Source organism: Photobacterium gaetbulicola (assembly GCF_003025515.1).
In the GTDB taxonomy this organism is placed as follows: Bacteria; Pseudomonadota; Gammaproteobacteria; order Enterobacterales; family Vibrionaceae; genus Photobacterium; species Photobacterium gaetbulicola.
In genome coordinates this window covers 95,192-119,488 of the sequence record NZ_PYME01000015.1, presented here as the reverse complement: position 1 = coordinate 119,488, position 24,297 = coordinate 95,192, and the positions used below count along the sequence as shown (strand labels likewise).

Annotated in this window: 25 protein-coding genes, 1 riboswitch and 1 other annotated feature; of the genes, 11 read left to right on the top strand and 14 right to left on the bottom strand. The window is 51.7% G+C overall.

Annotated elements, in window-relative coordinates:
- Positions 1-101 precede the first annotated feature (101 nt).
- From C9J03_RS14575 to rnd, 7 genes are all read left to right on the top strand, one after another.
- A complete protein-coding gene (locus C9J03_RS14575) occupies positions 102-2,060 on the top strand; it encodes a DNA repair helicase YoaA (protein WP_044622807.1) in 1,959 nt (652 codons plus the stop codon).
- Positions 2,061-2,762 carry a tRNA (adenosine(37)-N6)-threonylcarbamoyltransferase complex dimerization subunit type 1 TsaB gene (gene tsaB, locus C9J03_RS14570; RefSeq protein ID WP_044622808.1) on the top strand — a complete coding sequence of 234 codons (702 nt, stop codon included), beginning with the start codon at positions 2,061-2,063 and terminating at the stop codon, positions 2,760-2,762. It abuts the gene before it with no gap.
- Positions 2,763-2,839: 77 nt separating this feature from the next.
- The gene (locus tag C9J03_RS14565) at positions 2,840-3,121 is read left to right on the top strand and encodes a hypothetical protein (RefSeq protein WP_044622809.1); all 282 of its coding nucleotides are present in this window, start codon (positions 2,840-2,842) and stop codon (positions 3,119-3,121) included.
- A gap of 65 nt (positions 3,122-3,186) precedes the next feature.
- Complete coding sequence (locus tag C9J03_RS14560; protein WP_044622810.1) at positions 3,187-3,741, top strand: Slp family lipoprotein; 555 nt, start codon at positions 3,187-3,189, stop codon at positions 3,739-3,741.
- A gap of 6 nt (positions 3,742-3,747) precedes the next feature.
- Positions 3,748-4,662, top strand: coding sequence for an alpha/beta hydrolase (locus C9J03_RS14555; protein WP_052829729.1), 915 nt, complete (start codon positions 3,748-3,750; stop codon positions 4,660-4,662).
- A 109-nt stretch (positions 4,663-4,771) separates the two neighbouring features.
- Positions 4,772-6,457 (top strand): long-chain-fatty-acid--CoA ligase FadD, encoded by a 1,686-nt coding sequence (gene fadD / locus C9J03_RS14550; RefSeq protein WP_044622811.1) that lies wholly within the window; start codon positions 4,772-4,774, stop codon positions 6,455-6,457.
- Positions 6,458-6,574: 117 nt separating this feature from the next.
- Positions 6,575-7,699: a ribonuclease D gene (gene rnd / locus C9J03_RS14545; protein WP_044622812.1), complete on the top strand. Its 1,125-nt coding sequence runs from the start codon at positions 6,575-6,577 to the stop codon at positions 7,697-7,699.
- A gap of 89 nt (positions 7,700-7,788) precedes the next feature.
- Here rnd and minE read toward each other — a convergent pair whose 3' ends face one another.
- The 3 genes from minE to minC are packed head-to-tail and all read right to left on the bottom strand — an operon-like array spanning position 7,789 to position 9,555.
- Positions 7,789-8,052 (bottom strand): cell division topological specificity factor MinE, encoded by a 264-nt coding sequence (minE, locus tag C9J03_RS14540; protein ID WP_044622813.1) that lies wholly within the window; start codon positions 8,050-8,052, stop codon positions 7,789-7,791.
- A gap of 7 nt (positions 8,053-8,059) precedes the next feature.
- Complete coding sequence (gene minD / locus C9J03_RS14535; protein ID WP_044622814.1) at positions 8,060-8,872, bottom strand: septum site-determining protein MinD; 813 nt, start codon at positions 8,870-8,872, stop codon at positions 8,060-8,062.
- Positions 8,873-8,892: 20 nt separating this feature from the next.
- A complete protein-coding gene (gene minC, locus C9J03_RS14530; RefSeq protein WP_044622815.1) occupies positions 8,893-9,555 on the bottom strand; it encodes a septum site-determining protein MinC in 663 nt (220 codons plus the stop codon).
- A 223-nt stretch (positions 9,556-9,778) separates the two neighbouring features.
- Between minC and C9J03_RS14525 the strand changes: the two genes are divergently transcribed.
- Positions 9,779-10,063 carry a YcgL domain-containing protein gene (locus tag C9J03_RS14525; protein WP_044622816.1) on the top strand — a complete coding sequence of 95 codons (285 nt, stop codon included), beginning with the start codon at positions 9,779-9,781 and terminating at the stop codon, positions 10,061-10,063.
- A 3-nt stretch (positions 10,064-10,066) separates the two neighbouring features.
- On the top strand, positions 10,067-11,035 hold the full coding sequence (locus C9J03_RS14520; protein ID WP_044622817.1) for a lytic murein transglycosylase: 969 nt from the start codon (positions 10,067-10,069) through the stop codon (positions 11,033-11,035).
- Between the two features lie 258 nt (positions 11,036-11,293).
- Here C9J03_RS14520 and C9J03_RS14515 read toward each other — a convergent pair whose 3' ends face one another.
- Positions 11,294-11,689 carry an H-NS family histone-like protein gene (locus C9J03_RS14515; protein ID WP_039463251.1) on the bottom strand — a complete coding sequence of 132 codons (396 nt, stop codon included), beginning with the start codon at positions 11,687-11,689 and terminating at the stop codon, positions 11,294-11,296.
- 370 nt (positions 11,690-12,059) lie between these two features.
- Positions 12,060-12,243: riboswitch (Lysine riboswitch) on the top strand.
- Between the two features lie 99 nt (positions 12,244-12,342).
- Here C9J03_RS14515 and C9J03_RS14510 point away from each other — a divergent pair.
- A complete protein-coding gene (locus C9J03_RS14510; protein ID WP_044622818.1) occupies positions 12,343-13,938 on the top strand; it encodes a Na+/H+ antiporter NhaC family protein in 1,596 nt (531 codons plus the stop codon).
- Between the two features lie 192 nt (positions 13,939-14,130).
- The gene (locus tag C9J03_RS14505) at positions 14,131-14,709 is read left to right on the top strand and encodes a thymidine kinase (RefSeq protein WP_044622819.1); all 579 of its coding nucleotides are present in this window, start codon (positions 14,131-14,133) and stop codon (positions 14,707-14,709) included.
- Positions 14,710-14,797: 88 nt separating this feature from the next.
- On the opposite strand, the gene hisIE is transcribed toward C9J03_RS14505, so the two are convergent.
- From hisIE to C9J03_RS14455, 10 genes are all read right to left on the bottom strand, one after another.
- Complete coding sequence (gene hisIE, locus C9J03_RS14500) at positions 14,798-15,424, bottom strand: bifunctional phosphoribosyl-AMP cyclohydrolase/phosphoribosyl-ATP diphosphatase HisIE (RefSeq protein ID WP_044622820.1); 627 nt, start codon at positions 15,422-15,424, stop codon at positions 14,798-14,800.
- The gene (gene hisF, locus C9J03_RS14495; RefSeq protein WP_039463240.1) at positions 15,421-16,194 is read right to left on the bottom strand and encodes an imidazole glycerol phosphate synthase subunit HisF; all 774 of its coding nucleotides are present in this window, start codon (positions 16,192-16,194) and stop codon (positions 15,421-15,423) included. Before hisF ends, hisIE begins: the two co-directional genes overlap by 4 nt.
- A gap of 16 nt (positions 16,195-16,210) precedes the next feature.
- The gene (gene hisA / locus C9J03_RS14490; RefSeq protein ID WP_044622821.1) at positions 16,211-16,945 is read right to left on the bottom strand and encodes a 1-(5-phosphoribosyl)-5-[(5-phosphoribosylamino)methylideneamino]imidazole-4-carboxamide isomerase; all 735 of its coding nucleotides are present in this window, start codon (positions 16,943-16,945) and stop codon (positions 16,211-16,213) included.
- Between the two features lie 20 nt (positions 16,946-16,965).
- Entirely contained in the window at positions 16,966-17,601 is a 636-nt protein-coding gene (gene hisH, locus C9J03_RS14485) for an imidazole glycerol phosphate synthase subunit HisH (protein ID WP_044622822.1), read from the bottom strand.
- Complete coding sequence (hisB, locus tag C9J03_RS14480) at positions 17,601-18,671, bottom strand: bifunctional histidinol-phosphatase/imidazoleglycerol-phosphate dehydratase HisB (RefSeq protein ID WP_044622823.1); 1,071 nt, start codon at positions 18,669-18,671, stop codon at positions 17,601-17,603. The genes hisH and hisB overlap by 1 nt, the downstream gene beginning before the upstream one ends.
- A gap of 16 nt (positions 18,672-18,687) precedes the next feature.
- Positions 18,688-19,740 carry a histidinol-phosphate transaminase gene (gene hisC / locus C9J03_RS14475; protein ID WP_082060579.1) on the bottom strand — a complete coding sequence of 351 codons (1,053 nt, stop codon included), beginning with the start codon at positions 19,738-19,740 and terminating at the stop codon, positions 18,688-18,690.
- Between the two features lies 1 nt (position 19,741).
- Positions 19,742-21,055, bottom strand: a complete 1,314-nt coding sequence (gene hisD / locus C9J03_RS14470; protein ID WP_044622824.1) for a histidinol dehydrogenase — start codon at positions 21,053-21,055, stop codon at positions 19,742-19,744.
- Between the two features lie 3 nt (positions 21,056-21,058).
- Positions 21,059-21,955, bottom strand: a complete 897-nt coding sequence (gene hisG / locus C9J03_RS14465) for an ATP phosphoribosyltransferase (protein ID WP_044622825.1) — start codon at positions 21,953-21,955, stop codon at positions 21,059-21,061.
- Between the two features lie 35 nt (positions 21,956-21,990).
- Positions 21,991-22,127: a sequence feature (His leader region), on the bottom strand.
- 394 nt (positions 22,128-22,521) lie between these two features.
- Complete coding sequence (locus C9J03_RS14460; protein ID WP_044622826.1) at positions 22,522-23,040, bottom strand: YchJ family metal-binding protein; 519 nt, start codon at positions 23,038-23,040, stop codon at positions 22,522-22,524.
- Positions 23,037-24,269, bottom strand: coding sequence for an EAL and HDOD domain-containing protein (locus C9J03_RS14455; RefSeq protein ID WP_044622827.1), 1,233 nt, complete (start codon positions 24,267-24,269; stop codon positions 23,037-23,039). The genes C9J03_RS14460 and C9J03_RS14455 overlap by 4 nt, the downstream gene beginning before the upstream one ends.
- Positions 24,270-24,297 lie beyond the last annotated feature (28 nt).

Genomic DNA, 24,297 nt, shown 5'->3' with positions numbered 1-24,297 from the left:
CAATAAATCATGGCTGCTAGGGGGGAATATTGGCATAATGATCGGTCAATCGACGGCGCAGCTCATAGCCCGTTTTTCTTTAGCCAGATAGTCAATAGCCAATGATAGCCAAGTTTTTTGCCTCCGGAGGTGCGCTAGATAAAGCCATCCCAGGGTTTCAGGCTCGCCAGCCGCAAATCGATATGGCGCAAGCCGTGGCCGATGCCATCAAGACCGAGAGCCAGCTAGTCGTCGAAGCGGGAACGGGTACTGGCAAAACATTCGCGTATTTGGTGCCGGCCCTTGTCAGTGGTAAGAAAACCATTATCTCCACGGGCTCAAAGAACCTGCAGGAACAATTGTTCCACCGGGATCTGCCGTTGATGGCCGATGCCCTCGGTTTTACCGGCCGGGTGTCTTTGCTCAAGGGGCGGTCGAACTATCTCTGCCTTGACCGTCTCAGCCGTCAGATCACGGAAAGCCATGGTGTCCACACCGATCCGAAATTGCTGAGCCAGCTGGTCCAGGTGCGGAGTTGGTCGTCATCGACCAAGAGTGGGGATTTGGGAGAGTGCGATGACATTGCCGAAGATAGCCCGGTGATCCCGATGATCACTTCCACCAACGATAATTGCCTGGGCCGAGAATGCCCGTCCTACGAAGAGTGCTTCGTGGTCAAAGCGCGCCGCCGGGCGATGGAGGCCGATGTGGTGGTGGTCAATCACCATTTATTTTTGGCTGATCAGGCGATTAAGGAAACCGGCTTTGGCGAGTTGATCCCCGAGGCCGAGGTGTTTATTTTCGATGAAGCCCACCAGATGCCAGATATCGCCAGCCAGTACTTTGGCCAAAGTCTGTCCAGCCGCCAGCTCCAAGAGTTGGCCAAAGATGTTGAGATAGGCTATCGCACTGAAGCCAAGGACATGCGCCAGCTGCAAAAAACCGCCGACAGGTTACACCAGGCTGCTGCCGATATGCGAATTGTGCTGGGGGAGCCAGGCTTTCGTGGCAACTGGCGAGAAGCGATTGCCAGCCCGACAATTCAGCGTGAAATTACCCGTTTGAGCGATGCCTTGGACTTGACCCATGAAGTCCTGAAGTTGGCGCTGGGGCGGAGTCAGTTGTTGGACTCGGCGTTTGAGCGGGCGACCCTTATCAAGGCAAGATTAGAGCGAGTCTGCGATACCAGCATTACCGGGTATTCATATTGGTATGAGTGTACCCCGCGCCATTTCAGTTTGCACATTACCCCGTTGTCGGTTGCCGATAAGTTTAGTGAGCAGATTGAGCAGCAGGGGGGCGCCTGGATTTTCACCTCGGCCACCTTAGCGGTGAATGATGATTTCAGTCATTTCAGCGAGCGACTTGGGCTTAAACCCAAACAGCAGTTTTCGCTGGAAAGCCCGTTTGATTACCAGCAGCAGGCATTGCTTTGTGTACCTCGCTTTTTACCTGAACCTAATAGCTTCGGCATTGCCGAGAGGTTGGTGGAGATGTTGGCTCCGGTAATTGAGGACAATAAAGGGCGCTGCTTCTTCCTGTGTACCTCACACCAGATGGTCCGGGATTTAGCCGAAGGATTCCGCGCCAAACTCGATTTGCCCGTACTGGTCCAGGGGGAAACCACCAAGCAAAAGCTGTTGGCAGAATATCTCGAGCGGGGCAATGCCTTATTGATAGCTACCGGCGCTTTCTGGGAAGGGGTGGATGTTAGAGGACAGGCCCTAAGCTGTGTTATCATTGATAAATTACCCTTTACAGCGCCGGATGACCCGCTGCTGAAAGCGCGTATTGAGGATTGCCGCTTACGCGGTGGCGATCCTTTTGCGCAAGTACAGATCCCGGATGCGGTGATCACCCTCAAGCAGGGGGTCGGCCGACTGATCCGCGACAAGCAGGACAAAGGTGTCCTGGTGATCTGTGACAACCGGTTAGTGACGCGCCCTTACGGCGCGGTATTCCTTAACAGCCTGCCGCCTATCCCACGTACCCGGGATGTGATTGGTGTCGGGCAATTTTTATCTTCGGTGAATGGCCAGCAAACGCCTGCCGCCACCGAGGAACAGCATTCAGAGGCTTGAATGAGCAACAAAATCCTTGCAGTAGATACTGCCACCGAAAACTGTTCCGTTGCCCTGTTGGTGGGCGATGAAGTGATTTCTCACTGTGAATACGCTCCGCGTGAGCACACCACTAAAGTATTGCCAATGGTCGATAGCGTGTTGGCTCAGGCCGGACTTAAGCTCAATCAGCTTGATGCATTGGCATTTGGCCGTGGCCCGGGTAGCTTTACCGGGGTGCGAATCGGTATTGGTATCGCGCAGGGCTTGGCTTTCGGTGCGGACTTGCCAATGGTGGGCATTTCGACCTTGGCGGCAATGGCTCAAGGAACTTACCGCCAGCATCAGGCTGAGCAAGTCATGGCGGCCATTGATGCCCGCATGAACGAAATCTATTGGGGTCAGTATCGCCGCCAAGCTGACGGTGACTGGGTGCTGCAGGGTAGCGAGCTGGTTATCAAGCCTGAGAGCCTGATCACGCAACTGCCGGTGAGCGAAGGCCAGTGGTTAACAGCGGGTACAGGTTGGGAAAGTTATGCTGAGGTATTGGCACAACTGCCTGTCGAAGCGGTGTCTGGCTCGGTTCTGTACCCGGATGCGGCCGATATGGTGCATTTAGCCAAATATGCATTTGCACGTGGTGAGGCTGTTGCTGCCGAAGAAGCAAGCCCGGTGTACCTGCGCGATACTGTAACCTGGAAAAAATTGCCAGGTCGCGAATAATACACTTGCCTCATTGCCGTGTATGCATACTATTGTATTAGCATGCTCGGCAATTATTTGGATACTGGACGTTTCCTATGGTTTCTATTCAGCGCCTCCCCGTCACTATTCCCCAAGCCCCGTCGAAGACGAAACTCGCCCGCAATTCCGTACTGGATGCCAGTGAACCCACCCCCGTAGCCAAAGCCGTCGCCCAATTTGTTCGTGATCCTGAAGTGCTGAGCGCCGCTCACTCTCATATTCACTACGATCAACCCGAGGGTAAGAACCGCCAGGCGCTGGAGAGTTATTTAGGGGTAATGCACCAGCAAAAGCGGGATGAACTCTCGATGTTGGTTGGGGTCGATGTATATGTTTAAGCGTGATTAGTTGCCTGACAGTCGATAAATTGCGCGGATATTCATCATTTACCATGGAGTTACCTATGTTTAGGAAGCTAATCGTTGGGTTGCTTGCTGCGACTATGATAGGCTGCGCCGCGGTGCCTGAGAGCCTCAGGACCGACAGCGAAAATCCGATCACTGATGTCACGGCACTGAGTGATCCTGCGGGTCAGGAGCTCGGGCTGGCTGTTCGGCTCGGGGGGGTGATAGCAGCGGTTGATAATGGTGAGCACCAAACCCGGCTGGAAATCGTGGCCATGCCCATTGGCCGTGATGCCAAACCCAAGCTTGGCAGCAAGACCCAGCGGCGTTTTGTCGCGTATGTCGATGGCTTTCTCGAACCGATGGAATACCACCCGGGGCGGTTGATTTCTGTCGCTGGGCAGGTTGACGGTGAAGAAGAAGGCCGGGTTGGCGAGTATCAATACCGCTTCCCGGTTGTTGCGGCATCGGGTACCCAGCTCTGGCAAGTAAAGCAGGAAGTCTGGATCGATGATTTTGATCGTTTTAGAAGCTGCGTTGGCCTGTATTGTTCTCCAAGCCTCATTAATAGCGGTTTTTCCCGGGCAGAAGTCAGGGAGCGGGTGACCAAGTAGATAGCCATGTTTCAGATTGAGTTTCAGCTGGCCGAGCAGAGGCTGTCGGGGTTAGCCTCGTTTGCAACCGAACGTCCTGTCACGACCAAGGCCCAGTTAAGGGTCGCACTACGGGATAAACCGGTGATGGTGATGCTGCATGGTTGGCAGGATAACGCCGCCAGCTTTGCGCCGTTATTGGGTAAACTGGCCGAGCAGTTTCATGTCGTGGCGATAGATTGGCCCGGCCATGGGTTATCGGCACCGAGAGCGGCCGATAATTTTTATCATTTTATCGATTATGTTGATGACTTGGCCCAGTTGGTCGCTTTGTTGGATCAGCCCCAGGTCACAGTGGTTGGCCATTCGATGGGGGCGCTGGTCGCGGTTTGCTATGCCGCCGCGTTTGTCGACAAAGTGAATGGGATGGTTTTGATTGAGGGCTTGGCGCCATTATCTGAGGCAGAGCATGATGCCCCGCAGAGGCTGCGCCAGGGGATCGAAAGTCGCCAACGTTACCGAGACCGTGCACAACAGCGCCAGAGCCGTTCGATGGGGGCGTTCCAGCAGGCGCTTGATCTGCGCTGTGCGGTCAATGATGTTACGCCAGAGCAAATCAGGCCGTTGGTCGAGCGGGCAGTCTGCCTGCGCGACGGGCGGTGGTATTGGCGCCATGACAATCGTCTGCGCTGCGATTCGCTTTACCGCATGGCCCACTCACAGGTTTCGGCCTTGGTGTCGTCGGTGCAGTGTCCCATACTCTCGATTATCGGGGAATCGGGTTATCGCCAGCTGAAACTGCAGCAGCCGGACGATCAGGGGTGGCAACAGCTTGAGCAAATCAAGGTTGCCGGTGGCCATCATTGCCATCTTCAAAGTCCCGAACAGGTAGCTGAACATATAGTGTTGTTCAGCTCAAAATTTAATGCATTAGCCAGATAGGCTAGTGTTACTTCTATGTTAATTGTGCTGTAATTGCGGTCTAAACAGATGTTTAACTACCCGCCAGCACAGATAGGCACCATGCCAATTTCAAAAAGGAGAGTGCAAAGTGGATAAGGTTTGGCTTAACCGCTATCCGGAAGATGTACCGGCTGAAATCAACCCGGATCAGTACCCGTCGTTGGTTGAAATGTTTGAGCAGTCGGTACAGAAGTACGCTGATCAGACAGCGTTTATCAATATGGGGCAGGTAATGACCTTCCGCAAGCTGGAAGAGCGTAGCCGGGCCTTCGCCGCCTACTTGCAAAATGAACTGAAGCTGAAAAAAGGCGATCGCGTGGCGGTGATGATGCCAAACCTGCTTCAATACCCCATTGCCCTGTTTGGTATTTTGCGTGCCGGTTGTGTGGTGGTTAATGTTAACCCACTTTATACCCCGCGTGAGCTGGAGCACCAGTTGAACGACTCCGGTGCCAAGGCGATCGTCATTGTTTCTAACTTCGCCCACACCCTAGAAAGCATAGTTAAAAATACCAGTGTCCAGCATGTGGTGCTAACCAGCCTCGGTGATCAGCTGTCACGCCCCAAAGGGACGCTGGTTAACTTTGTCGTCAAGTACATCAAGAAGATGGTGCCGAAGTACCACCTTCCGCACGCTACGTCGATGCGTATGGCCCTGCGCAAAGGTCGTCGTATGCAGTATGTCAAGCCGTTCATGTCAGGTGACGATACGGCCTTCTTGCAGTACACCGGCGGGACGACTGGGGTGGCCAAGGGGGCGATCCTTAGCCACCGCAACATGCTGGCTAATGTGATGCAGGCCAAGGGGGCTTATGGCCCGGTTCTGACCGAAGGCCGCGAGCTGATTGTGACTGCACTGCCGCTGTATCATGTTTTTGCCCTGACAGTGAACTGCTTGCTGTTCATTGAAATGGGGGGACGTAACCTGCTGATCACCAACCCGCGTGATATTCCGACGTTTGTCAAAGAGCTGCAGCGTTATCCGTTTACCGCGATCACTGGGGTCAATACCCTGTTCAATGCGCTGGTTAACAATGAAGATTTCCATGAGATTGACTTCAGCGAGCTGCGTCTATCCGTTGGCGGAGGCATGGCCGTCCAGCGCGCGGTGGCAGACAAGTGGAAGCAAATCACCGGCAATTACCTGCTGGAAGGCTACGGCCTGACCGAGTGCTCGCCGCTGGTGGCCGCCTACCCGTATGATTTGACCGACTACAATGGCTCTATCGGTTTGCCGGTACCGTCGACCGATGTCCGTATTGTTGATGACGAGGGGCAGGTGCTGGGGAATGATCAGACCGGCGAGCTTCAGGTTCGAGGTCCTCAGGTGATGCAAGGTTACTGGCAGCGCCCTGAGGCCAGTAAAGAAGTGCTGACCGACGACGGTTGGCTGTCCACGGGTGATATTGTCCGTTTCGATGACGAAGGCTTCCTGCACATCGTCGATCGCAAGAAGGACATGATCCTGGTGTCGGGCTTCAATGTATACCCGAACGAGATTGAGGACGTGGTTGCCCTTAACAGCAAAGTGCTGGAAGTGGCGGCGATTGGCGAACCGCATGAAGTGTCCGGCGAGGTTGTGAAGGTCTGCGTGGTCAAGCGCGATGCCAGCCTGACCCGTGAAGAGCTGCTTGAGCACTGCCGTGAGCACTTGACCGGTTACAAGATCCCTAAGATTGTTGAATTCCGCGATGAACTGCCAAAGACCAATGTCGGCAAGATCTTGCGTCGCGCGTTGCGTGAAGAGTCGAACCAGCAAGCTCAGGATGCCTAATCGTATTTTCAATTAAAGACACATAATGCCGGCGCCAAGCCGGCATTTTGTACCGAGCCAGATAATGTCCTGTTTCATAGGCCTATTTTTCCGCTTGGTATCATTGGTGAGATAACTGTGAATTTTGAAATGATCACCAGCCGCACGCGGTTGGAAATAATATGCCTGCAGGCGCGCCGTCAGTCGGCCGTCATGTTGGATACCGAGTTTGTCAGAACCCGGACCCTCTACCCGAAACTGGGTTTGATCCAGCTGTTTGACGGTGAGTCCCTGGCGTTGATTGACCCATTGGCAATTGATGATTTGGAGCCGCTGTGGGAGCTGCTGCGTGACCAGTCGGTGATCAAGGTGCTGCACGCCTGTGGTGAAGACTTGGAAGTATTCCAGTACTACGCAGGCTGCTTGCCGGTACCGATGATTGATACCCAGGTCATGGCTTCGTTCCTCGGCTATGGGGTGTCTGCAGGCTTCGGGACCTTGGTGAAAGACTACTTGGGTATTGAGCTTGATAAGGGGGAGGCGCGTACCAACTGGTTAGCCCGTCCATTGACCGAGCGTCAGCTCGATTACGCCGCAGCCGATGTTTACTATCTGCTGCCGCTGTACCAGAAACTGATGCCGCTAGTCGAGGCTAAAGGTTGGCAGGAAGCATTGGCGCAGGAGTGTGCGGGTCTGATGCTCAAGCGTGTTAAGACTATCGATCCGGACAAAGCTTACCTCGACATCAAGAATGCGTGGCAGCTTAATCCCAAGCAGCTGGCTATTTTGCAAAAGGCGGCCAAGTGGCGGGTACTGGAAGCGCGTAAGCGCGATTTGGCCCTGAACTTTATCGTCAAAGAGCTGCACCTGTGGAAGTTGGCCCGTTACGGAATTAAGTCGAAGGCGGTGATGGCAAAAGAAGGTTTCGATAACATGGAAATTCAGCGTCATGCCAACCGGCTGCTGAAAATGGTCCATGATGTAGATGATATGCCTGAAGACCGATACCCGGAAAAAATCACTAGACTGGTGGATTTGCCGGGATATAAGCAGAAAGTGAAGCATATCAAGGATGTGGTATCGGCAGTTGAGCAGGAAACCGGTTTGATGTCCGAATTTTTGGCGTCGAAGAAACAGATTAACCAGCTGATCTCTTGGGCCTGGAAAAAAGACTCGCCGTCCGACAGTCTGCCAGACATGCTAAAGACCTGGCGTAAACCGCTGTTTGAAAGCAAAGTGCTACCTTTGCTGCAGTCGAAATAAGGCTAAGTTGTTTTTGCTATGCGCCTGGAAATAAAAAGCCCCGCTCAACTATCGAGCGGGGCTTTTTTTCGGATATGGAGCCTGCCGGATTACTTCTCTTCGTCTGGCAGGGTAACGTTGAGCTCAAGAACCGAAAGGTCTTCTTCTTTCTGATCGAGGTTAACGGTGACCTGTTCTGGACTGATTTGGACGTATTTTCGGATCACATCCAGAATATCCTGCTTCAACTGCGGTAAATAGCTAGGTGCACTCTGATCGGCAGAGCGGCGTTCGGCAACGATAATTTGCAGGCGCTCTTTGGCTACACTGGCAGTCGTTGGTTTCTTGGGGCGGAAGAATTCTAACAATGCCATCGTATTATCATCCTCCGAACAGACGTTTTAGGAAGCCTTTCTTCTCTTCTTCAAGGAAGCGGTACGGGCGCTCTTCACCCAGAAGTCGGGCAACGGTGTCTCCATAGGCGATACCTGCGTCCGACTCTTTATCGAAAATCACCGGCTCACCCTTGTTCGAGGCATTCAGTACGGCCTGGCTCTCTGGGATCACGCCGAGTAACGGTATGTGCAGGATTTCTTCGACATCACCCACGCTTAGCATCTCGCCCAGAGTGACGCGGGCTGGATTGTAGCGGGTCAGTAGCAGGTGAGTTTTCACCGGCTCATCCGCTTGCTCGGCACGGCGAGACTTGGAGTCGAGAATGCCTAGAATACGGTCTGAGTCACGCACAGAAGAGACTTCTGGATTGGTGGTGACAATGGCTTCATCGGCAAAGTAAAGCGCCATGAGCGCGCCGGTTTCGATACCCGCAGGTGAGTCACAGATAATGAACTCAAAGTCCATCGCTGCCAGATCATTCAATACACGCTCGACGCCTTCACGGCTCAATGCATCTTTGTCGCGGGTCTGTGAAGCAGGGAGGACATACAGGTTGTCGACACGCTTGTCCTTGATGAGAGCCTGGTTGAGGTTGGCTTCACCATTAATCACGTTGACGAAGTCATACACGACTCGGCGTTCGCAGCCCATGATGAGGTCAAGGTTTCGCAGGCCGATATCGAAATCGATCACCGCTGTTTTCTTGCCGCTTAGCGCAAGGCCCGATGCAATAGCTGCACTCGAGGTAGTTTTACCAACGCCACCTTTACCTGAGGTAACAACGATAATACGTGCCATCATAAATTCCTTATTAAACCTTATAGAGCCATGTGCTCTATGTTCAAATTGTTTTCAGCAAGCGAGATAACGACATTTTTGCCCCAGAACTCTTGTTGAATTTTGTCGCTTAACCAATAGTTCCCTGCGATAGAAATGAGCTCAGGCTGTAAGTTATGGCAGAAAATTTTTGCCTCTTGTTGACCACTGGCCCCAGCGATAGCACGGCCTCGTAGGGTTCCGTAGACATGGATACAGCCATCGGCAATGATTTCAGCTGCCGCACTGACATGTCCAAGCACTATCAGATCACTATTTTTAGCATAAATTTGCTGTCCTGACCGAACTGGATTTTTAATGATTTTTGTCGGTGTCATCACAGGCTCGGCGGCTTTTGCCTGTTTGGCCGCATTCATAATGGCAAAACCAGCCTGCTTAGCCTGTTGTTGCAACTCCGGTTGCTTGCAGCCACTGATCCCAACAGGAATCATGCCAGCTTCGTGAACTTGGCTTTTTAGCAATGCAAAATCCAGCTTATTTCCGGCTTGGCTGACATCGATAACGATCGGGGCGGCGGAAAAGAAATGAGGAGCCTGCTCAACTTTATCTTTGAGAAAGTTGATTGCTTGCTGTATGTCGCCGTCCACGAGGTGGAGGGCTGAGAGGGTGAAAGAGCCCCCTTTGAGTTCTGCAGATTTTGTCATGTGCGCTGATGACTGTCGATAAATTAGTCGTTCGGGAACGTTATCTCTTGGGTAACTTGCATGTTATATTCCAAAGCGTATATCAGCAAGCTATCCTTGCTTTTGCGTTGGAAATTCAGACAACCGTCTCATCAAGTAGGCGATCTCCCCTTGGTATAGGGAATGATCCCGGTGAATTGTTGTCTGACAAAATAGCGGAATTAACAAACAGGTTACCGACAATATGTTGTGTGCAATTTACAAAAGCCCCAAAAAAGACAACACCTATCTTTATATCAACACCAAAGACGACTTTTCAGCCGTGCCTGAAACGTTGTTGAGAACATTTGGTACGCCACAATTTGTCATGGTAATTAAGTTAGAAGAACGACATAAGCTGGCACAGGCCGATATAGAAAAAGTAAAAGCGGACCTCAAGGCGAGCGGGTATTACCTGCAGGTACCGCCTCCCGTGCCAAACTTACTAGAGCAATACAAAGCGGATAAAGCCGCCAGCAGCCAAGGATAAACTATGCATAAGCGATTGATATCGGCCTTAGTGGCCTTAGGGTTAGGACTATCATCGGCTGTCTGTGCCGATGAGGGGTTTGATAAATACGTCGAAGGACTGAAAGTAGAAGCCCGAGAAAAAGGAATTTCAGAGTCGATTATCAACTCTGCTTTTGATGGTATAACGTTTGTTGAGCGTGCGGTAAAAGCGGACAAAAATCAACCGGAGCGAAAATTAACTCTGGATGAGTATATTCCTCGTGCGGTGCCCGCTTGGAAAGTCAAGCAGGCCAATGAGCTATATCGCCAGCATAAATCTACGTTAGATAAAATCGGTAAGCAGTACGGCGTGCAACCACGATTTATTGTCGCTTTATGGGGGGTTGAAAGTAATTTTGGCCGCTTGATGGGTAATTATAATGTGGTTGAAGCGTTATCTACACTGGCCTATGAAGGTCGGCGTGAAGCGTTTTTCCGTGGGCAGGTAATGGCTGCATTGGAAATATTGGATGCCGGTCATATTAGCCCTGAAGATATGAAAGGATCTTGGGCGGGAGCTATGGGGCAGCCACAGTTTATGCCAACCTCATTCCTGTCGTATGCTGTCGATGGCAACAATGACGGTAGGATTGATATTTGGCAGACAGAGGCTGATGTTTTTGCTTCTGCGGCGAATTATTTGAATAAAGCCGGTTGGGATGATCAATATACCTGGGGCCGGCAAGTTTCAGCCCCCGCTTCAATTGATGCGTCATTGCTTGGTGTAGAAATGAGCAAAGCCCGTAGTTTGGCAGAATGGCAGCAGTTAGGTGTTCGGCGTCTCAACGGCAAGGCGCTTCCTAGTGTTGAAATAGATGCCTGGCTTATTCAACCTGATGATAAACAAGGTCGTGCCTATTTGATTTACGGTAATTATCAGTCGTTGCTCAAGTGGAACCGTTCGCATTATTTCGCCTTGGCCGTAAGCCATTTGGCTGATCAAATACGCTGATCCCCAAACATGAAAAAAACCAGACTAATAAGTCTGGTTTTTTGTGCTCTGGAGAAAGTCATGTGCTGGCTTATTGGTTTGGCGTGAAATTAAATTAACCGTTAGCTATGGGGGGTAAGTAAGGCACTCGGAGGTGCTGATTGTTACTTGTTGTTTAAAATCAACTACTTGTCCGCTTGATTGCTGTGCTGGCTGTTTATATAAAAAAACCCGGCTAGGCCGGGTTTTTTCGATAATTAGCAAAGAATATTCGAAATATTAAATTTCAAAATCTTCTAGAGACTTGCCTTCGTCCAGAGCTTTTTTTAGTGCGCTTGGAGTACGGCCTTGGCCAGTCCAAGTTTTCTCTTCACCATTTTCATCGATGAAACGGTATTTCGCTGGACGCTGTGCACGCTTTGCTTTTGGTGCTTTATTTAGCGTGGCTAGAAGTTCTTCAGGGTCAATACCATCAGCAAGAAGCATTTCACGGTATTGGGCTAGTTTCTCTGTACGTTCTTTTTCTTTAGCTAGCTCTTCAGCTTCTGCTTCCTCACGCTCAGAAACAACAGTTTGAAGTTTTTCTAGCGCTTCCTGTAGTTGTTCAAGAGAATATTCGCGAGAAAGTGCGCGAAGGCTGCGAAGGTTAAGTAGCGCTTTCATTGCATCAGACATTTTTTATTTCCTGTAGGCCTAAAACTATAAATTAATAATAGCAGTGACGATTCAATAATTGCAATAATAATACTTTTAATACAGTGATGCCAAATAAAAAATGAAGGGTTCATTTAATTTTTTGTCATTTATCAGGTTCATTTCTCATTTGTAATAAATTGTAATGGTCAAGATAAGTAAATATTCTTATCCAAAATCTACGGGGGCTGTTAAATATTTGCCATCAATTTCATATGTGGAAGGTATAATAATTTGCTATTAAGTGGATGATTTTTGTACTTCCAGGCAAGACTATTCACTATTTTTGTGATTTTTTTCATCCTAACTTATTGCATTTGGATATCTATTCCGTAGAATTGACCATACCTAGACTAAGGGTAGAGGCGCATCGTCTATTAGTAGTAAATCTTAGGGTGATTCCGATGAGGGTTTGCGAAAGGAGCCGATGCCGAAGTAAGTATGGACTATCAAGCCTGCTTGCTGGGGTTGTCACCGAACAGGGGCAACACTGCCATAGTATATAATTACATTAACTATGGAGCGCTACTGTGGAGTCGGAAAAGGGTAACTTCTCTTCCTAATGCTCTTCTACACACGACAAGATGTCGTGTTAAGCAGTAGATCTCCAACCAGGATCGGTTGTAGTCGAGATCATGAATATTGTAGATTTTTCACATTCTGCCATGTCGTTGTTGCCTCCTTTGGTTGCGCTGGGCTTGGCTATCCTAACTCGTCGTGTTTTAGTTTCTTTGGGTGTCGGTGTCCTGTTGGGCGCATTCCTGCTGACAGATTTCTCTGTCGGTGGTACGGCCAGCTATATCGGTACCACGGTTGAAGGGCTGTTTATTGAAGACGGTGCCATCAACAGCTGGAACATGAGTATTGTTGCTTTCCTTATTTTGCTGGGTATGACCACGGCCTTGCTGACACTTTCTGGCGGTACTCGTGCGTTTGCTGAATGGGCCCAGACGAAAATCAAGAGCAAGCGCGGTGCTAAACTGCTGGCTGCCTTCTTAGGCGTATTTATCTTTGTTGATGACTATTTCAATAGTTTGGCGGTTGGCTCGATTTCTCGCCCGGTGACTGATCGTTTCTATGTCTCCCGTGCCAAGTTGGCTTATATTCTAGATTCAACTGCCGCACCAATGTGTGTGTTGATGCCGGCTTCTAGCTGGGGTGCATATATCATTACCTTGATCGGCGGTATCTTGGTGTCGCACGGGGTGACGGAATACTCGCCGCTAGGCGCATTTATGCAGCTGGCACCGATGAACTTTTATGCGGTATTCGCTCTGTTGATGGTGTTTGTCGTGGCTTGGTTCCAAATTGATGTGGGCCCGATGAAAAAGCATGAACTGGAAGCGAGTCACTGCCGTGGTTTCGACGAGGGTGATGTAGACAGCCGTGCCAAGGATCTCAACGACGAACTGGAAATTGAAGAAAGCAAGAATGGTCGTGTTGCCGATCTGGTAATGCCAATCGTAACCCTGATTGTGGCAACGTTCTTCTTTATGCTGTTTACCGGCTATCAGGCGCTGGCAGCGGATGGTCTCGCGTTTAGCGTTCTGGGTGCGTTCGAGAATACCGATGTCGGTATGTCTCTGGTATACGGTGGCCTGGTTGGTTTGGCTGCTGCACTTATCCCTGTTTTCCGCCAGCGCATTCCAATGGCAGATGTGGCCTCTACGCTGTGGATTGGGGCCAAGTCGATGTTTGGCGCGATCTTGATCCTGTTGTTTGCTTGGAGCATCGGCTCGGTGATCAGTGACATGGCGACGGGTAAATACCTATCGACCTTGGTTGAGGGTAGCATTAATCCAATGATGCTGCCGGCGATTCTTTTCTTGCTAGCAGGCCTGATGGCATTCTCGACCGGTACGTCGTGGGGGACGTTCGGTATTATGTTGCCGATTGCCGGTGATCTGGCTGCTGCCACCGACATTATGCTGATGTTGCCGATGCTTGGCGCGGTATTGGCCGGTTCGGTATTTGGTGATCACTGCTCGCCAATTTCCGATACGACTATCCTGTCGTCAACCGGTGCTCGCTGCCACCACATTGATCACGTATCAACGCAGCTGCCTTATGCACTGTCTGTGGCTGTGGTATCGACCGTTGGTTTCCTGGTACTGGGCTTTACTGGCTCTCTCGCGGTTTCGTTCATGACGGCAACTTTCGCCTTTGCCCTGGCTTGTATCGCCCTGTACTGGCTTGCACGCCGTCCTCAGGAAGCGGCTGCGAACGCTTAATGCTGATAGCATGCTGATGAAAAAGCCTGTATTTGATACAGGCTTTTTTATTTTTGCTCGTTAGTCCAAATTTCTTTGATTTAATCTCAATTGGTCATAAAGAAGGTGAGCTTGCGCCTTTCAATCTGAAGGGCTTTTCTGTAGCATCTCGGCTGATTTTTTACGCACCAATCGTATTACTAGGGAAGCTTAATGGCCCAGATGTATTTCTATTACTCGGCAATGAATGCGGGTAAGTCGACAACATTATTGCAGTCATCTTTTAATTACCGCGAGCGCGGCATGACGCCGGTGATTTTCACCGCTGCAATTGATGACCGTTACGGTAAAGGCAAGGTCAGTTCGCGAATTGGTTTGCAGGAAGATGCTGAGCTGTTCAGTACCAGCGATGATCTGTATGCTCGTCTGCAGGATATGAATGCGACCAAGAAAGTTGACTGTGTGCTGATTGATGAATGCCAATTCTTGACCAAAGTGCAGGTGTACCAATTAACCGAAGTCGTCGACAAGCTGAATATTCCGGTGCTTTGCTATGGCTTGCGCAGTGACTTTCGTGGTGAGCTGTTTGAAGGCAGCCGTTATTTGCTCGCGTGGGCAGATAAATTGGTAGAATTGAAAACTATTTGCCATTGTGGTCGTAAAGCCAATATGGTGATCCGTCAAGATGCCAGCGGCAAGGCGATTGCTGACGGCGACCAGGTCGAAATCGGCGGCAATGACCGCTATGTTTCGGTGTGCCGCAAGCACTATAAAGAGGCGCTTGGCCGTTAGTAAGTTGCTGATTCCTAGCGTATATGGTTCGATAAGCAACAAAGCCCAGATCACTCTGGGCTTTGTTTTATCGGGGGTACTGTTTCGGCTATTTGTGGCGCTCTTGCAACTTGGCGGTGACATCCGACAGGGACATCCCCTGATCTTGCAGCAGTACCAGTAAGTGGTAGATCAGATCGGCTGACTCACAGACTAACTCCGCCTTGTCACCCGACGTTGCCGCAAGCGCGACTTCAACCCCTTCTTCGCCCACCTTCTGCGAAATCCGCTTGGTCCCACGGGCATACAGGCTGGCAGTGTAGGACGACTCAGGATCGGCACCTTTACGAGCAGCCAAGACCTGCTCAAGTTGATGAAGGAACACCAGAGCAGGCTGCTCGACTTGTCCTTCTTCGGCAGTGTCATTGTCAAAACAGGTGGTGGTACCCAGGTGGCAGGTCGGGCCGATAGGGTCGACTTTCACCAACAGGGTGTCCTGATCGCAATCGAGCTTGATGCTTTTTAGCTGCAGCACGTTGCCCGAGGTCTCGCCCTTGGTCCACAAGCGCGCTTTGGTCCGAGACCAAAAAGTGACTTGCTTTGTCTCAAGGGTTTTACTCAGAGCTTCATCATTCATGTAGCCGAGCATCAGTACTTGACCACTGTTATTGTCCTGGACAATTGCCGGCACCAGTCCGTCTACTTTGTCCCAATTGATACTGTTTGCTAGGCTCATAGTCGGATCTCCACATCTTGTTGTTTCAGGTATTGCTTGAGTTCACCGATATTGATGATTTGTTTGTGGAACACCGACGCGGCGAGGGCGCCGTCGACATTCGCTTGCTTGAAGGCATCGGCAAAGTGCACCATTTCACCGGCCCCGCCAGAGGCAATGAGCGGCACATGGCAGATTTCACGTACCATATTGAGCTGGGTGAGATCGTAGCCGTTACGCACGCCGTCCTGGTTCATCATGTTAAGGACAATCTCACCGGCACCTCGGCGCTGGACTTCTTGCACCCAATCGCGGGTTTCCCAGCGGGTTGCCTTGGTGCGGTTTTCATCACCGGTGAACTGGTAGACTTGGTATTTACCGCTATCGGCATCAAAATAGGAGTCGATACCGACCACTATGCATTGAACACCAAATTTATCGGCCAGCTCGGTGATCAGGTTTGGATCGGCCAGGGCCGGTGAGTTGATCGACACCTTGTCGGCACCAAACTGCAAGATACGACTGGCATCCTCGGCGGACTTGATCCCGCCGGCGACACAGAAAGGAATGTCGATCACTTCGGCTACCCGGGCAACCCAGCTCTTATCAACCACCCGGCCATCACTGGAGGCGGTGATGTCGTAGAACACCAGTTCGTCGGCGCCTTCTTCGGCGTAGCGCTTGGCGAGCGGGACGATGTCCCCAATGATCTCGTGGTTGCGGAACTGCACTCCTTTGACCACTTGGCCATCTCTTACATCAAGGCAGGGAATAATTCGTCTAGCTAACATGGTTTTTCTCCTTGCCTTATTCTGCCCAGCAAGCAAAGGCTTGCTCTGCGGTAAATTTGCCATCGAGCAGAGCTCGGCCGACGATCACGCCAGCAACCCCAGAGCCTTTGAGGGCTGAGATGTCATCCAGCGAGCCTATGCCGCCTGATGACTGGAATTGAACCTGCGGGTACTGGGCGCACAAGTCTTGGTACAGTTCGACGTTTGAGCCTTCCAGCGTGCCGTCTCGGGAAATATCGGTACATAGCACATGCTGCAGACCAACCGTCAAAAAGTCATTCAACAGCGCTTCGATGGTTACGCCTGAATCTTCCTGCCAGCCTGACACCGCCACATTGCGTTTACCGTTGGCATCGATATTGATATCAAGCGCCAGCACAATGCGATCGGGGCCGTATTTTTCCATCCAACCTTTTACAAGCTCTGGCTGCTTGACGGCCGTTGAGCCGATCACCACACGCTGGGCACCGGCATTGAGCAGGTCTGCGACATCCTGCTCGGTGCGGACGCCACCACCGATCTGGATATTGGCCGGTGTGCTGGCCAGCAGTTTGCTAATCAAATCGAGCTGGCGGGCAGAAGTATCTTTGGCACCGGTAAGATCAACCAAGTGCAGCCAGTTTGCGCCAGCTTGGTGGTAGAGGTTGAATTGCTCGGCAGGATCGACTTTGTATTCGGTCACCTTGCCGTAGTCTCCTTGAAACAGGCGGACAACCTGGCCTTCAATTAAATCGAGAGCGGGAATAATCATAACAAGTCCTTTTGGTGTCCTTACATTTCAAGAAAGTTTTTGATCAACTGGGAGCCAGCTTTACTCGAGCGTTCAGGGTGGAACTGAACGCCATAATAGTTGCCGCTCTGGACCGCAGCGGTAAACGCTTGGCCGTATTCGCAGCGTGCAATGGTACGACCAGCCTGTGGTTCGTCAAACACCGGCATGGCATAGCTGTGCACAAAGTAAAAATAGCTGTCTGCAGGAATATCTTTGAACAGCGGGTGGCACGTTTCTGCGGTGACGGTATTCCAGCCCATGTGGGGCAGGGGCAACTCGCCTGTTTGCATCTTTTTCACCGGTGCGCCGCACAGGCCAAGGCAATTCACCTGCTCAGTCCCGTTCTGACCTTGTTCTTCAGAGAACTCGCCGAGCAGTTGCATGCCAAGACAAATCCCTAGTAGCGGCTTGTCGACCTGCTTAACCAGTGTGATAAGGTCACGCTCCTCGAGGTTTTTCATTGCCTCGCTAGCGGTGCCGACGCCCGGCAGGAACAGTTTGTCCGCCGCCAAGACCACCTTGGGATCTTTGCTGACGGTCACCGGATAGCCTAAACGCTCGATGGCAAAGCGCACCGATGACACATTGGCGCAGCCGGTATCGATGATGACGACTTGTTGGCTCGACGCTGTCATTACAACACTCCCTTGCTGCTCGGTAGCTCATTACCTTCAACGCGGATAGCCTGGCGCAGGGTGCGGCCAAAGGCCTTGAATAGGCTTTCGACAATGTGGTGGTCATTGTCTCCCTTTGATGACAAGTGCAGGGTACACGCCAGCGTATCGGTCAGCGATCGGAAGAAGTGCGAGACCATTTCTGTCGACAAATCACCCACTTGCTCGCGGCTGAAGGTCGCATCGAACTTCAGGTACGGACGGCCGGACAGATCCAAGGCACATTGTGCTAAGCATTCGTCCATTGGCAGGCTGAAGCCAAAGCGGCCAATACCCCGCTTGTCGCCTAGCGCTGTCTTCAACGCTTCGCCTAGAGCCAGCGCGGCATCTTCTACGCTGTGGTGATCGTCGATGTGCAGGTCACCGTCGACGGTCAGCTCCATCCGAAAGCCGCCGTGGGTCGCGATTTGATCCAGCATGTGGTCGAAAAAGCCGAGGCCGGAACTGATGCGGTTACCGCCGGTTTCGTCGAGGTTCACCTTGACCCGGATATCGGTCTCCTTGGTGGTACGCACTACCTCGGCGATCCGCGGGCGGGTGGTGAGATCTTTAACGATCTGTTGCCAGCCCATGGTCTGAGGGTTGTACTGGATACCACGGATCGCCATGTTTTCTGCCAGTTGCAGGTCGGTTTGGCGATCGCCAATCACCGCCGAGGTTTCAAAGTCGACCTTGCCTTGCTGGAGGTAGCCTTTGACCAAGCCCAGTTTGGGCTTCCGGCAGCTGCAGTTGTCTTCATCGAAGTGCGGGCAGATCAGGACATCATCGAATTTCACCCCTTGGGATTCGAAGATCTCCATCATCATATTGTGCGGCGCATCGAAATCCTCCTGCGGGTAGCTGCTGGTGCCCAGGCCGTCTTGGTTGGTGACCATCACCAGTTTGTAGCCGGCATCCTGCAGCTTCAGCAAGGCTGGGATCACAAAGGGCTCCAGCTTGAGCTTGTCGAGGCGGTCGACCTGAAAGTCAACGGGTGGTTCGACAATCAGGGTGCCGTCACGGTCGATAAATAAGATTTTTTCCTTGCTCACAGTGTTGTCCTTTCTGTTAATTTTGTCCTAGCTGCTCTCGGATGAAGGCCAGAGTTTTTTCGCATTCGTCGCGGCTGCCGATACTGATCCGGATACAGTTCTCTATCGGTGAGCGGCGCAGGATAATGCCGTGGTCCCATAAGGCATTAAACAGGGCATCCGCATCGGGGAATTTCACCAGTAGGTAGTTACCATAACCCTCATATACCGTAACGCCGTCCAGCATCCCTAGCCCTGCCTGGAGGTAAGCCCGGTTGGCACTGATATCCAGCACCTGAAACTTGGTTTTGGCGCGACCTGCCGGTGAAAGTGCCTGTACTGCGATGTCGGTCACCGGCACAGGTACCGGGTAGGGGGCAATGACTTTCAGCAGCAGCTCAATCACCTCGGCATTGGCAAGGGTAAAGCCGCAACGCAAGCCGGCAAGGGCAAAGGCCTTTGACAAAGTGCGCAGTACCACCAGGTTCGGGTACTGATCCAGCATATTGGCTGTGGTGGCTTCCGGGCAGAAATCAATGTAGGCCTCGTCAACCACAACCAATGCTTGGCCCTGGGTCATATCCAACAGGGATTCGATATCCTGGCGGTTCAGCAGGTTGCCGGTCGGGTTGTTCGGGCTGCAGACAAAGACCAGTTTTACACCGCCGAGGTTGGCGTGGATGGCGTCGAGATCCAGTTGCCACTCTTCGGTCAGAGGGACGGCCTTGGTGGCAACATCGAAAGTTTCCGCACTGATGGCATACATGCCGTAAGTGGGCGGGCAATACAGGATGCTGTCTTGGTTCGGCTCGCAAAAGGCACGGATCAGCAACTCGATCCCCTCATCGGCACCGCGTGAGGTCAGTACCTGCTCAGGGCGTACCGAGGCATAATCGGCGTAGGCGTCAATTAGCTCTGTTGGCTGACAAGTGCTGTAGCGGTTGAGGCGATCGCACTTGATGTTGTACTCGTTGGCAAACGGCGACTCATTGGCATTGAGCCAGATATCACCGCTGCCGCCTAAGCGTCGTGCTGACTGGTAAGGGGTCAGCTCGCGGACAGTTTTGCGTGCCAGTTGGTCAATTTTCATCTTATACCCCTTTTGATACATCTTGAGCCGCGGCCAGTTTTTCAACTCGGATAGTCACCGCACGTTTGTGGGCTTCGAGACCTTCCGCCTCGGCGATGGCAACAACAGTCGGTGCCAATTCTTGCAGGCCATCAGCACTTAATTCCTGCACTGTCATACGTTTGCTAAAGTCAGCCAGCCCTAGGCTGGAATAGGTACGGGTATAACCGTAGGTCGGCAGAACGTGGTTGGTGCCGGAGGCGTAGTCGCCGACCGACTCCGGTGACCAGTTGCCAAGGAAAATCGAACCGGCATTGTCCAGCTGAGAGACCAGATCACGCGGGTTGCGGGTCTGGACAATCAAGTGCTCAGGACCGTAGTGGTTGGAAATCGACACGCACTGGGTCAGGGTTTCCGCCACAATCAAGATGCTTGAGCCCAGTGCCTGGCGGGCAATGTCAGCACGTGGCAGAGCTTTGAGTTGTTGTTGGATGGCATCGGCGGTGCGATCGGCAATGCTAGGATCCGGTGTCACCAGCACTACCTGCGAATCTGGGCCGTGCTCGGCCTGGCTGAGTAAGTCCGCAGCAATGAAATCAGGGTCGGCGCTGCTGTCGGCAATCACCAAAACCTCTGAAGGGCCGGCTGGCATATCAATTGCCGCACCGCGGAAATCATTGCTGACCTGGCGTTTGGCTTCGGTGACAAAGGCATTGCCCGGACCGAAAATCTTGTCGACCTTGGCCACGGTCTCGGTACCGTAGGCCATGGCGGCGACCGCCTGAGACCCGCCGACGTTGTAGATTTCGCTGATACCACATAGCTGGGCGACATACAGGATCTCGTCAGCGATCGGTGGCGGCGAGCACAGCACCACTTGGCGGCAGCCGGCAATTTGGGCGGGTACGCCCAGCATCAAGACCGTTGATGGCAGCGGTGCGCTACCGCCAGGGATATACAGACCCACAGAGTTGATCGGGCGGGTTACCTGCTCACACACCACGCCAGGCTGGGTTTCGACACGCAGTGTCGGCTGTTTTTGTGCTTGATGGAAGGTCGCAATATTTTGGTATGCCTGTTGCAGCGCCTGCTTCATCTCATCGCTCAATCTTTCCGAAGCCGCAGTGACTTCTTCTTGACCGACCTTGATGCTATCTGGCTTGATGCCATCGAATTTCTCGGTTAGCTCAAGCAGGGCTTGGTCACCACGTTCACAGACGTCAGCAATGACGTCTTCGACAATCGCAGTAATATTGGCACCCTCGGTGATCGCCGGGCGCTCTAGCAGGCTTTCTTGTTGGCTTTTGCTCAGGGATTGCCACACAACTGTTTTCATTGCTTACTCCATCATTTTTTCGATAGGCAGGACAAGGATTGAGCTCGCGCCCAGTTCTTTAAGCTGTTCCATGGTTTCCCAGAACAGGTTTTCAGAGCTGACAAGATGTACCGCAACGCGGCTCTTGTCCTGAGACAGCGGCAATACCGTTGGGTCTTCGGCACCTGGCAGTAGGGCTTTGATTTGGTCAAGGCGCTCAGCTGGTGCATGCAGCATGATGTACTTGGATTCCTTAGCCTGGATAACGCCCTGCATACGGGTGAGCAGGCGCTCAATCAATGCTTGCTTGTCGGCTGACAGCTCGCCGGTTTGCTGGATAAGTACCGCTTTTGAGCGCAGGATCACTTCGGCTTCTTTGAGGCCATTGGCTTCCAGTGTTGCACCCGTCGATACCAGATCACAGATGGCATCGGCCAGGCCGGCACGCGGGGCGACTTCCACAGAACCGTTGAGCATACAGGTGCTGAACTTCACGCCTTGCTGATCCATGTAGCGTTTCACTAACTGTGGGTAAGTCGTTGCAATACGCTTACCTTGCAGATCCTGCGGGCCGTTGTACTCGGCATCCTTGTCGATGGCAATGGACAGTCGGCAGCCACCAAAGTCCAGGCGGCGTAGTTTGATGTAGTTGGCAGGCTCGCCACGGGCTTCACGCTCAAGGCCTACTTCTTCTAGCTCGTTTTCACCAATGACACCGAGGTCAACCACACCGTCCATGATCAGACCCGGGATATCGTCATCGCGAACCAGCAATAGGTCGATTGGCATGTTTTCAGAGTGAACCACTAAACGCTCACCCATCATGTTGAACTTCACGCCGCAACGTTTGAGTAGCTCCTGGCACTCTTTACTCAGGCGTCCTTTTTTTTGAATGGCAATTCGTAGTCGTTGTGTCTGCATTGTTTTAATCCCTGTACTCGATGTTGAGCCTGAAAACGAAAAAACCCTCGGAAGATGTCTCTTCCGAGGGTCTTGTAATCTGTGCTATCACGACCGCTGGAAGAGTATTATTGCGTCTTCCAGAGCGAGGCGTATCCTCCCGAAAGACTAATCAGGATGATGATGGTGATGTAGGTTTACCATTGGGATACGCATAGTTATGTACTCTGTATAAATCATTATTAACGCTTGCTTGTGTTTCACACTAACGAAGCTGGATTTAATTTGCAATAGCAATTTTACGGAAATTTTAATTTTTTATCGGGGTGGGGGTTTGTGGCGAATGGATCTCAATCAAATAGCGGCGTAGTGCGAAGATCTTAAACGATTTTATGCTTTATATTCGGAAGGTGAAAAGAGCGCCTTGCAACAAGAAGATATACGAGTTGTTAACGATTGATGGGCGGGATGAGTGGGTTGGTGTGCTGCGGTTTATTCGGTTTGGTGAATAACCTTTCTTGGCGTCCACTCCCCTATCGAAATAGGGGAGCTGAGCGAGGCGGAATATCCAGGTAGCCCTACCGTCATTAGCCACAGCACTTTTTGTATTTTTTGCCACTGCCGCACGGGCAAGGATCGTTGCGGCCGATCTTGTCGCTGGCTGCCGGTGCGGGTTTGCTCTCATCGGGCGCAGGGGGCTCTGGATATTCACCATCGATATAAAACCACTGTGGCAGGCCATTGATGGTTTCCTTGAGGAAGCGAGATCGTTCGTGCAGGCAGTATTGATCGTTGCCGTCTCGGTAGAATGCCTTGAACTCGACAAAACCCTCGTTCTCCGTCGCTATTTCGCTGCTGATCACTTCCAGGCCCAGCCACTGGCTGTGTACCGATTTGGCAATCGCTTCACGGTGTTGCTCTGCTTCACAGCAGGGGTGGTAGGTCGCTACAACATAATCGACCAGGCCAAGGACATGGGCACTGTAACGGGAGCGCATTAGCTGTTCTGGGTGGATGGCTAAGCTTGGGTTACGGTGGATTGGTTGGCAGCATTCAGTCAGTGGGCGCTGACTGCCGCATGGACACGGCTGAGTGTGTTGGGTCATGGTTTGCTCGGTAAGGTTTGCTCAAAAACAGTGACCCATTTTAAAGATTCGAGGTAGGTCTGTGCAACGACTGATTCATTGATGTTGAGAGCCTGACAGAGTCGATTGATCGTTTTCCAGTCTGCTTGATCATAGGCAATGGCTAGGCGCAGTATTCCGCCTAGGTGGCCCTGGCGGTTGATAAGGGCATGCTGCACGGGAGTGTCGAGCGGCAATTGATCGATCAGTGCTTCTATGGGTTGATCAAGGATGCAGTCAAGTAGCGAGAATAAGCCGGTGAGGAAGGCTTGGTTACTGTCAATATTGACCTTTAGCTGCTGGCTAAGCTGCTCGCTGAAACGAGCGCGCTGTAGCGATAGGAAATAAAGTGACTCGGGCTTGTTTTCAACTGCATGGGAGGTAGCGACAAAGGTAACAAAGCGGCGTAGTTTCTCTTCACCCAAATACACCAAAGCCTGTTTGAATGAGGAGATCGGTTTGGCACGGGTGTAGGTCATGTTGTTGACATGGTGAAGTAATTTGTAAGATAGCGTCACATCGGTAGCGATGATCTTTTCAACCTTGCTAAAGTTGACTTCCGGGCGGCTGATTTCTCGGTATAGCCTCAGGGTTGTCAGGGCCGAGGGCTTGAGAGCCTTCTTGCGAACGATCTCCGGGCGGCTGAAGAAATAGCCCTGAAAGAGATCAAAGCCGGCGTCACTGGCTGCCATGAACTCATCATTAGTCTCGACCTTTTCGGCCAGGAAAGTAATACGGCTGCCTTTATCCCTGTGCCGTCGGATGAAAAAACCAGCTTTGGCTATTGGCATTACCCGGAGATCAAACTTGATGATGTGAACGAAGGGGATAAAACGGTTCCATTCCGGTGTGGGCGTAAAATCATCCAGTGCCAGTGTATAGCCGGCATGATGAAGCTCTTTTACCGCCTCGAGCAGCTCATCGTTGGGCTGGCAGGTTTCCAGTATTTCTATGATGAAGCTTTTCTTAGGGAAAAGCAGAGGAATACGGTTGATCAGGCTGCTGTGGGGAAAGTTGATGAAGGCTTTTTTGCCCGAGGTTACCTCATTATTGCCAGAGCTTAAAAAGTTATCAGTCAACAGGCGGTGAGTCGCTTGCTCATCGCCAATTTCTGGGAAACTGTTTTTCGGGCCGTCTCGGAACAACAGCTCATAACCGATAGTGTCTTTTTCCCTGTTTAATACCGGCTGTCTGGCAAGATATGAATTCATGTAAGCAAATATTTGTTATTACCTAGTT

Coding starts and splice junctions, on each gene's coding strand:
- C9J03_RS14515 (WP_039463251.1), bottom strand. CDS start 11,689: ATGTCTGATGCAATGAAAGCGCTACTTAACCTTCGCAGCCTTCGCGCA.
- C9J03_RS14455 (WP_044622827.1), bottom strand. CDS start 24,269: ATGAATTCATATCTTGCCAGACAGCCGGTATTAAACAGGGAAAAAGAC.
- hisC (WP_082060579.1), bottom strand. CDS start 19,740: ATGAAAATTGACCAACTGGCACGCAAAACTGTCCGCGAGCTGACCCCT.
- C9J03_RS14555 (WP_052829729.1), top strand. CDS start 3,748: ATGTTTCAGATTGAGTTTCAGCTGGCCGAGCAGAGGCTGTCGGGGTTA.
- tsaB (WP_044622808.1), top strand. CDS start 2,061: ATGAGCAACAAAATCCTTGCAGTAGATACTGCCACCGAAAACTGTTCC.
- hisD (WP_044622824.1), bottom strand. CDS start 21,055: ATGAAAACAGTTGTGTGGCAATCCCTGAGCAAAAGCCAACAAGAAAGC.
- minE (WP_044622813.1), bottom strand. CDS start 8,052: ATGGCATTGTTAGAATTCTTCCGCCCCAAGAAACCAACGACTGCCAGT.
- minD (WP_044622814.1), bottom strand. CDS start 8,872: ATGGCACGTATTATCGTTGTTACCTCAGGTAAAGGTGGCGTTGGTAAA.
- hisIE (WP_044622820.1), bottom strand. CDS start 15,424: ATGAGCCTAGCAAACAGTATCAATTGGGACAAAGTAGACGGACTGGTG.
- C9J03_RS14565 (WP_044622809.1), top strand. CDS start 2,840: ATGGTTTCTATTCAGCGCCTCCCCGTCACTATTCCCCAAGCCCCGTCG.
- C9J03_RS14575 (WP_044622807.1), top strand. CDS start 102: ATGATAGCCAAGTTTTTTGCCTCCGGAGGTGCGCTAGATAAAGCCATC.
- C9J03_RS14460 (WP_044622826.1), bottom strand. CDS start 23,040: ATGACCCAACACACTCAGCCGTGTCCATGCGGCAGTCAGCGCCCACTG.
- hisA (WP_044622821.1), bottom strand. CDS start 16,945: ATGATTATTCCCGCTCTCGATTTAATTGAAGGCCAGGTTGTCCGCCTG.
- hisF (WP_039463240.1), bottom strand. CDS start 16,194: ATGTTAGCTAGACGAATTATTCCCTGCCTTGATGTAAGAGATGGCCAA.
- minC (WP_044622815.1), bottom strand. CDS start 9,555: ATGACAAAATCTGCAGAACTCAAAGGGGGCTCTTTCACCCTCTCAGCC.
- C9J03_RS14560 (WP_044622810.1), top strand. CDS start 3,187: ATGTTTAGGAAGCTAATCGTTGGGTTGCTTGCTGCGACTATGATAGGC.
- C9J03_RS14510 (WP_044622818.1), top strand. CDS start 12,343: ATGAATATTGTAGATTTTTCACATTCTGCCATGTCGTTGTTGCCTCCT.
- hisG (WP_044622825.1), bottom strand. CDS start 21,955: ATGCAGACACAACGACTACGAATTGCCATTCAAAAAAAAGGACGCCTG.
- hisH (WP_044622822.1), bottom strand. CDS start 17,601: ATGACAGCGTCGAGCCAACAAGTCGTCATCATCGATACCGGCTGCGCC.
- C9J03_RS14505 (WP_044622819.1), top strand. CDS start 14,131: ATGGCCCAGATGTATTTCTATTACTCGGCAATGAATGCGGGTAAGTCG.
- C9J03_RS14525 (WP_044622816.1), top strand. CDS start 9,779: ATGTTGTGTGCAATTTACAAAAGCCCCAAAAAAGACAACACCTATCTT.
- C9J03_RS14520 (WP_044622817.1), top strand. CDS start 10,067: ATGCATAAGCGATTGATATCGGCCTTAGTGGCCTTAGGGTTAGGACTA.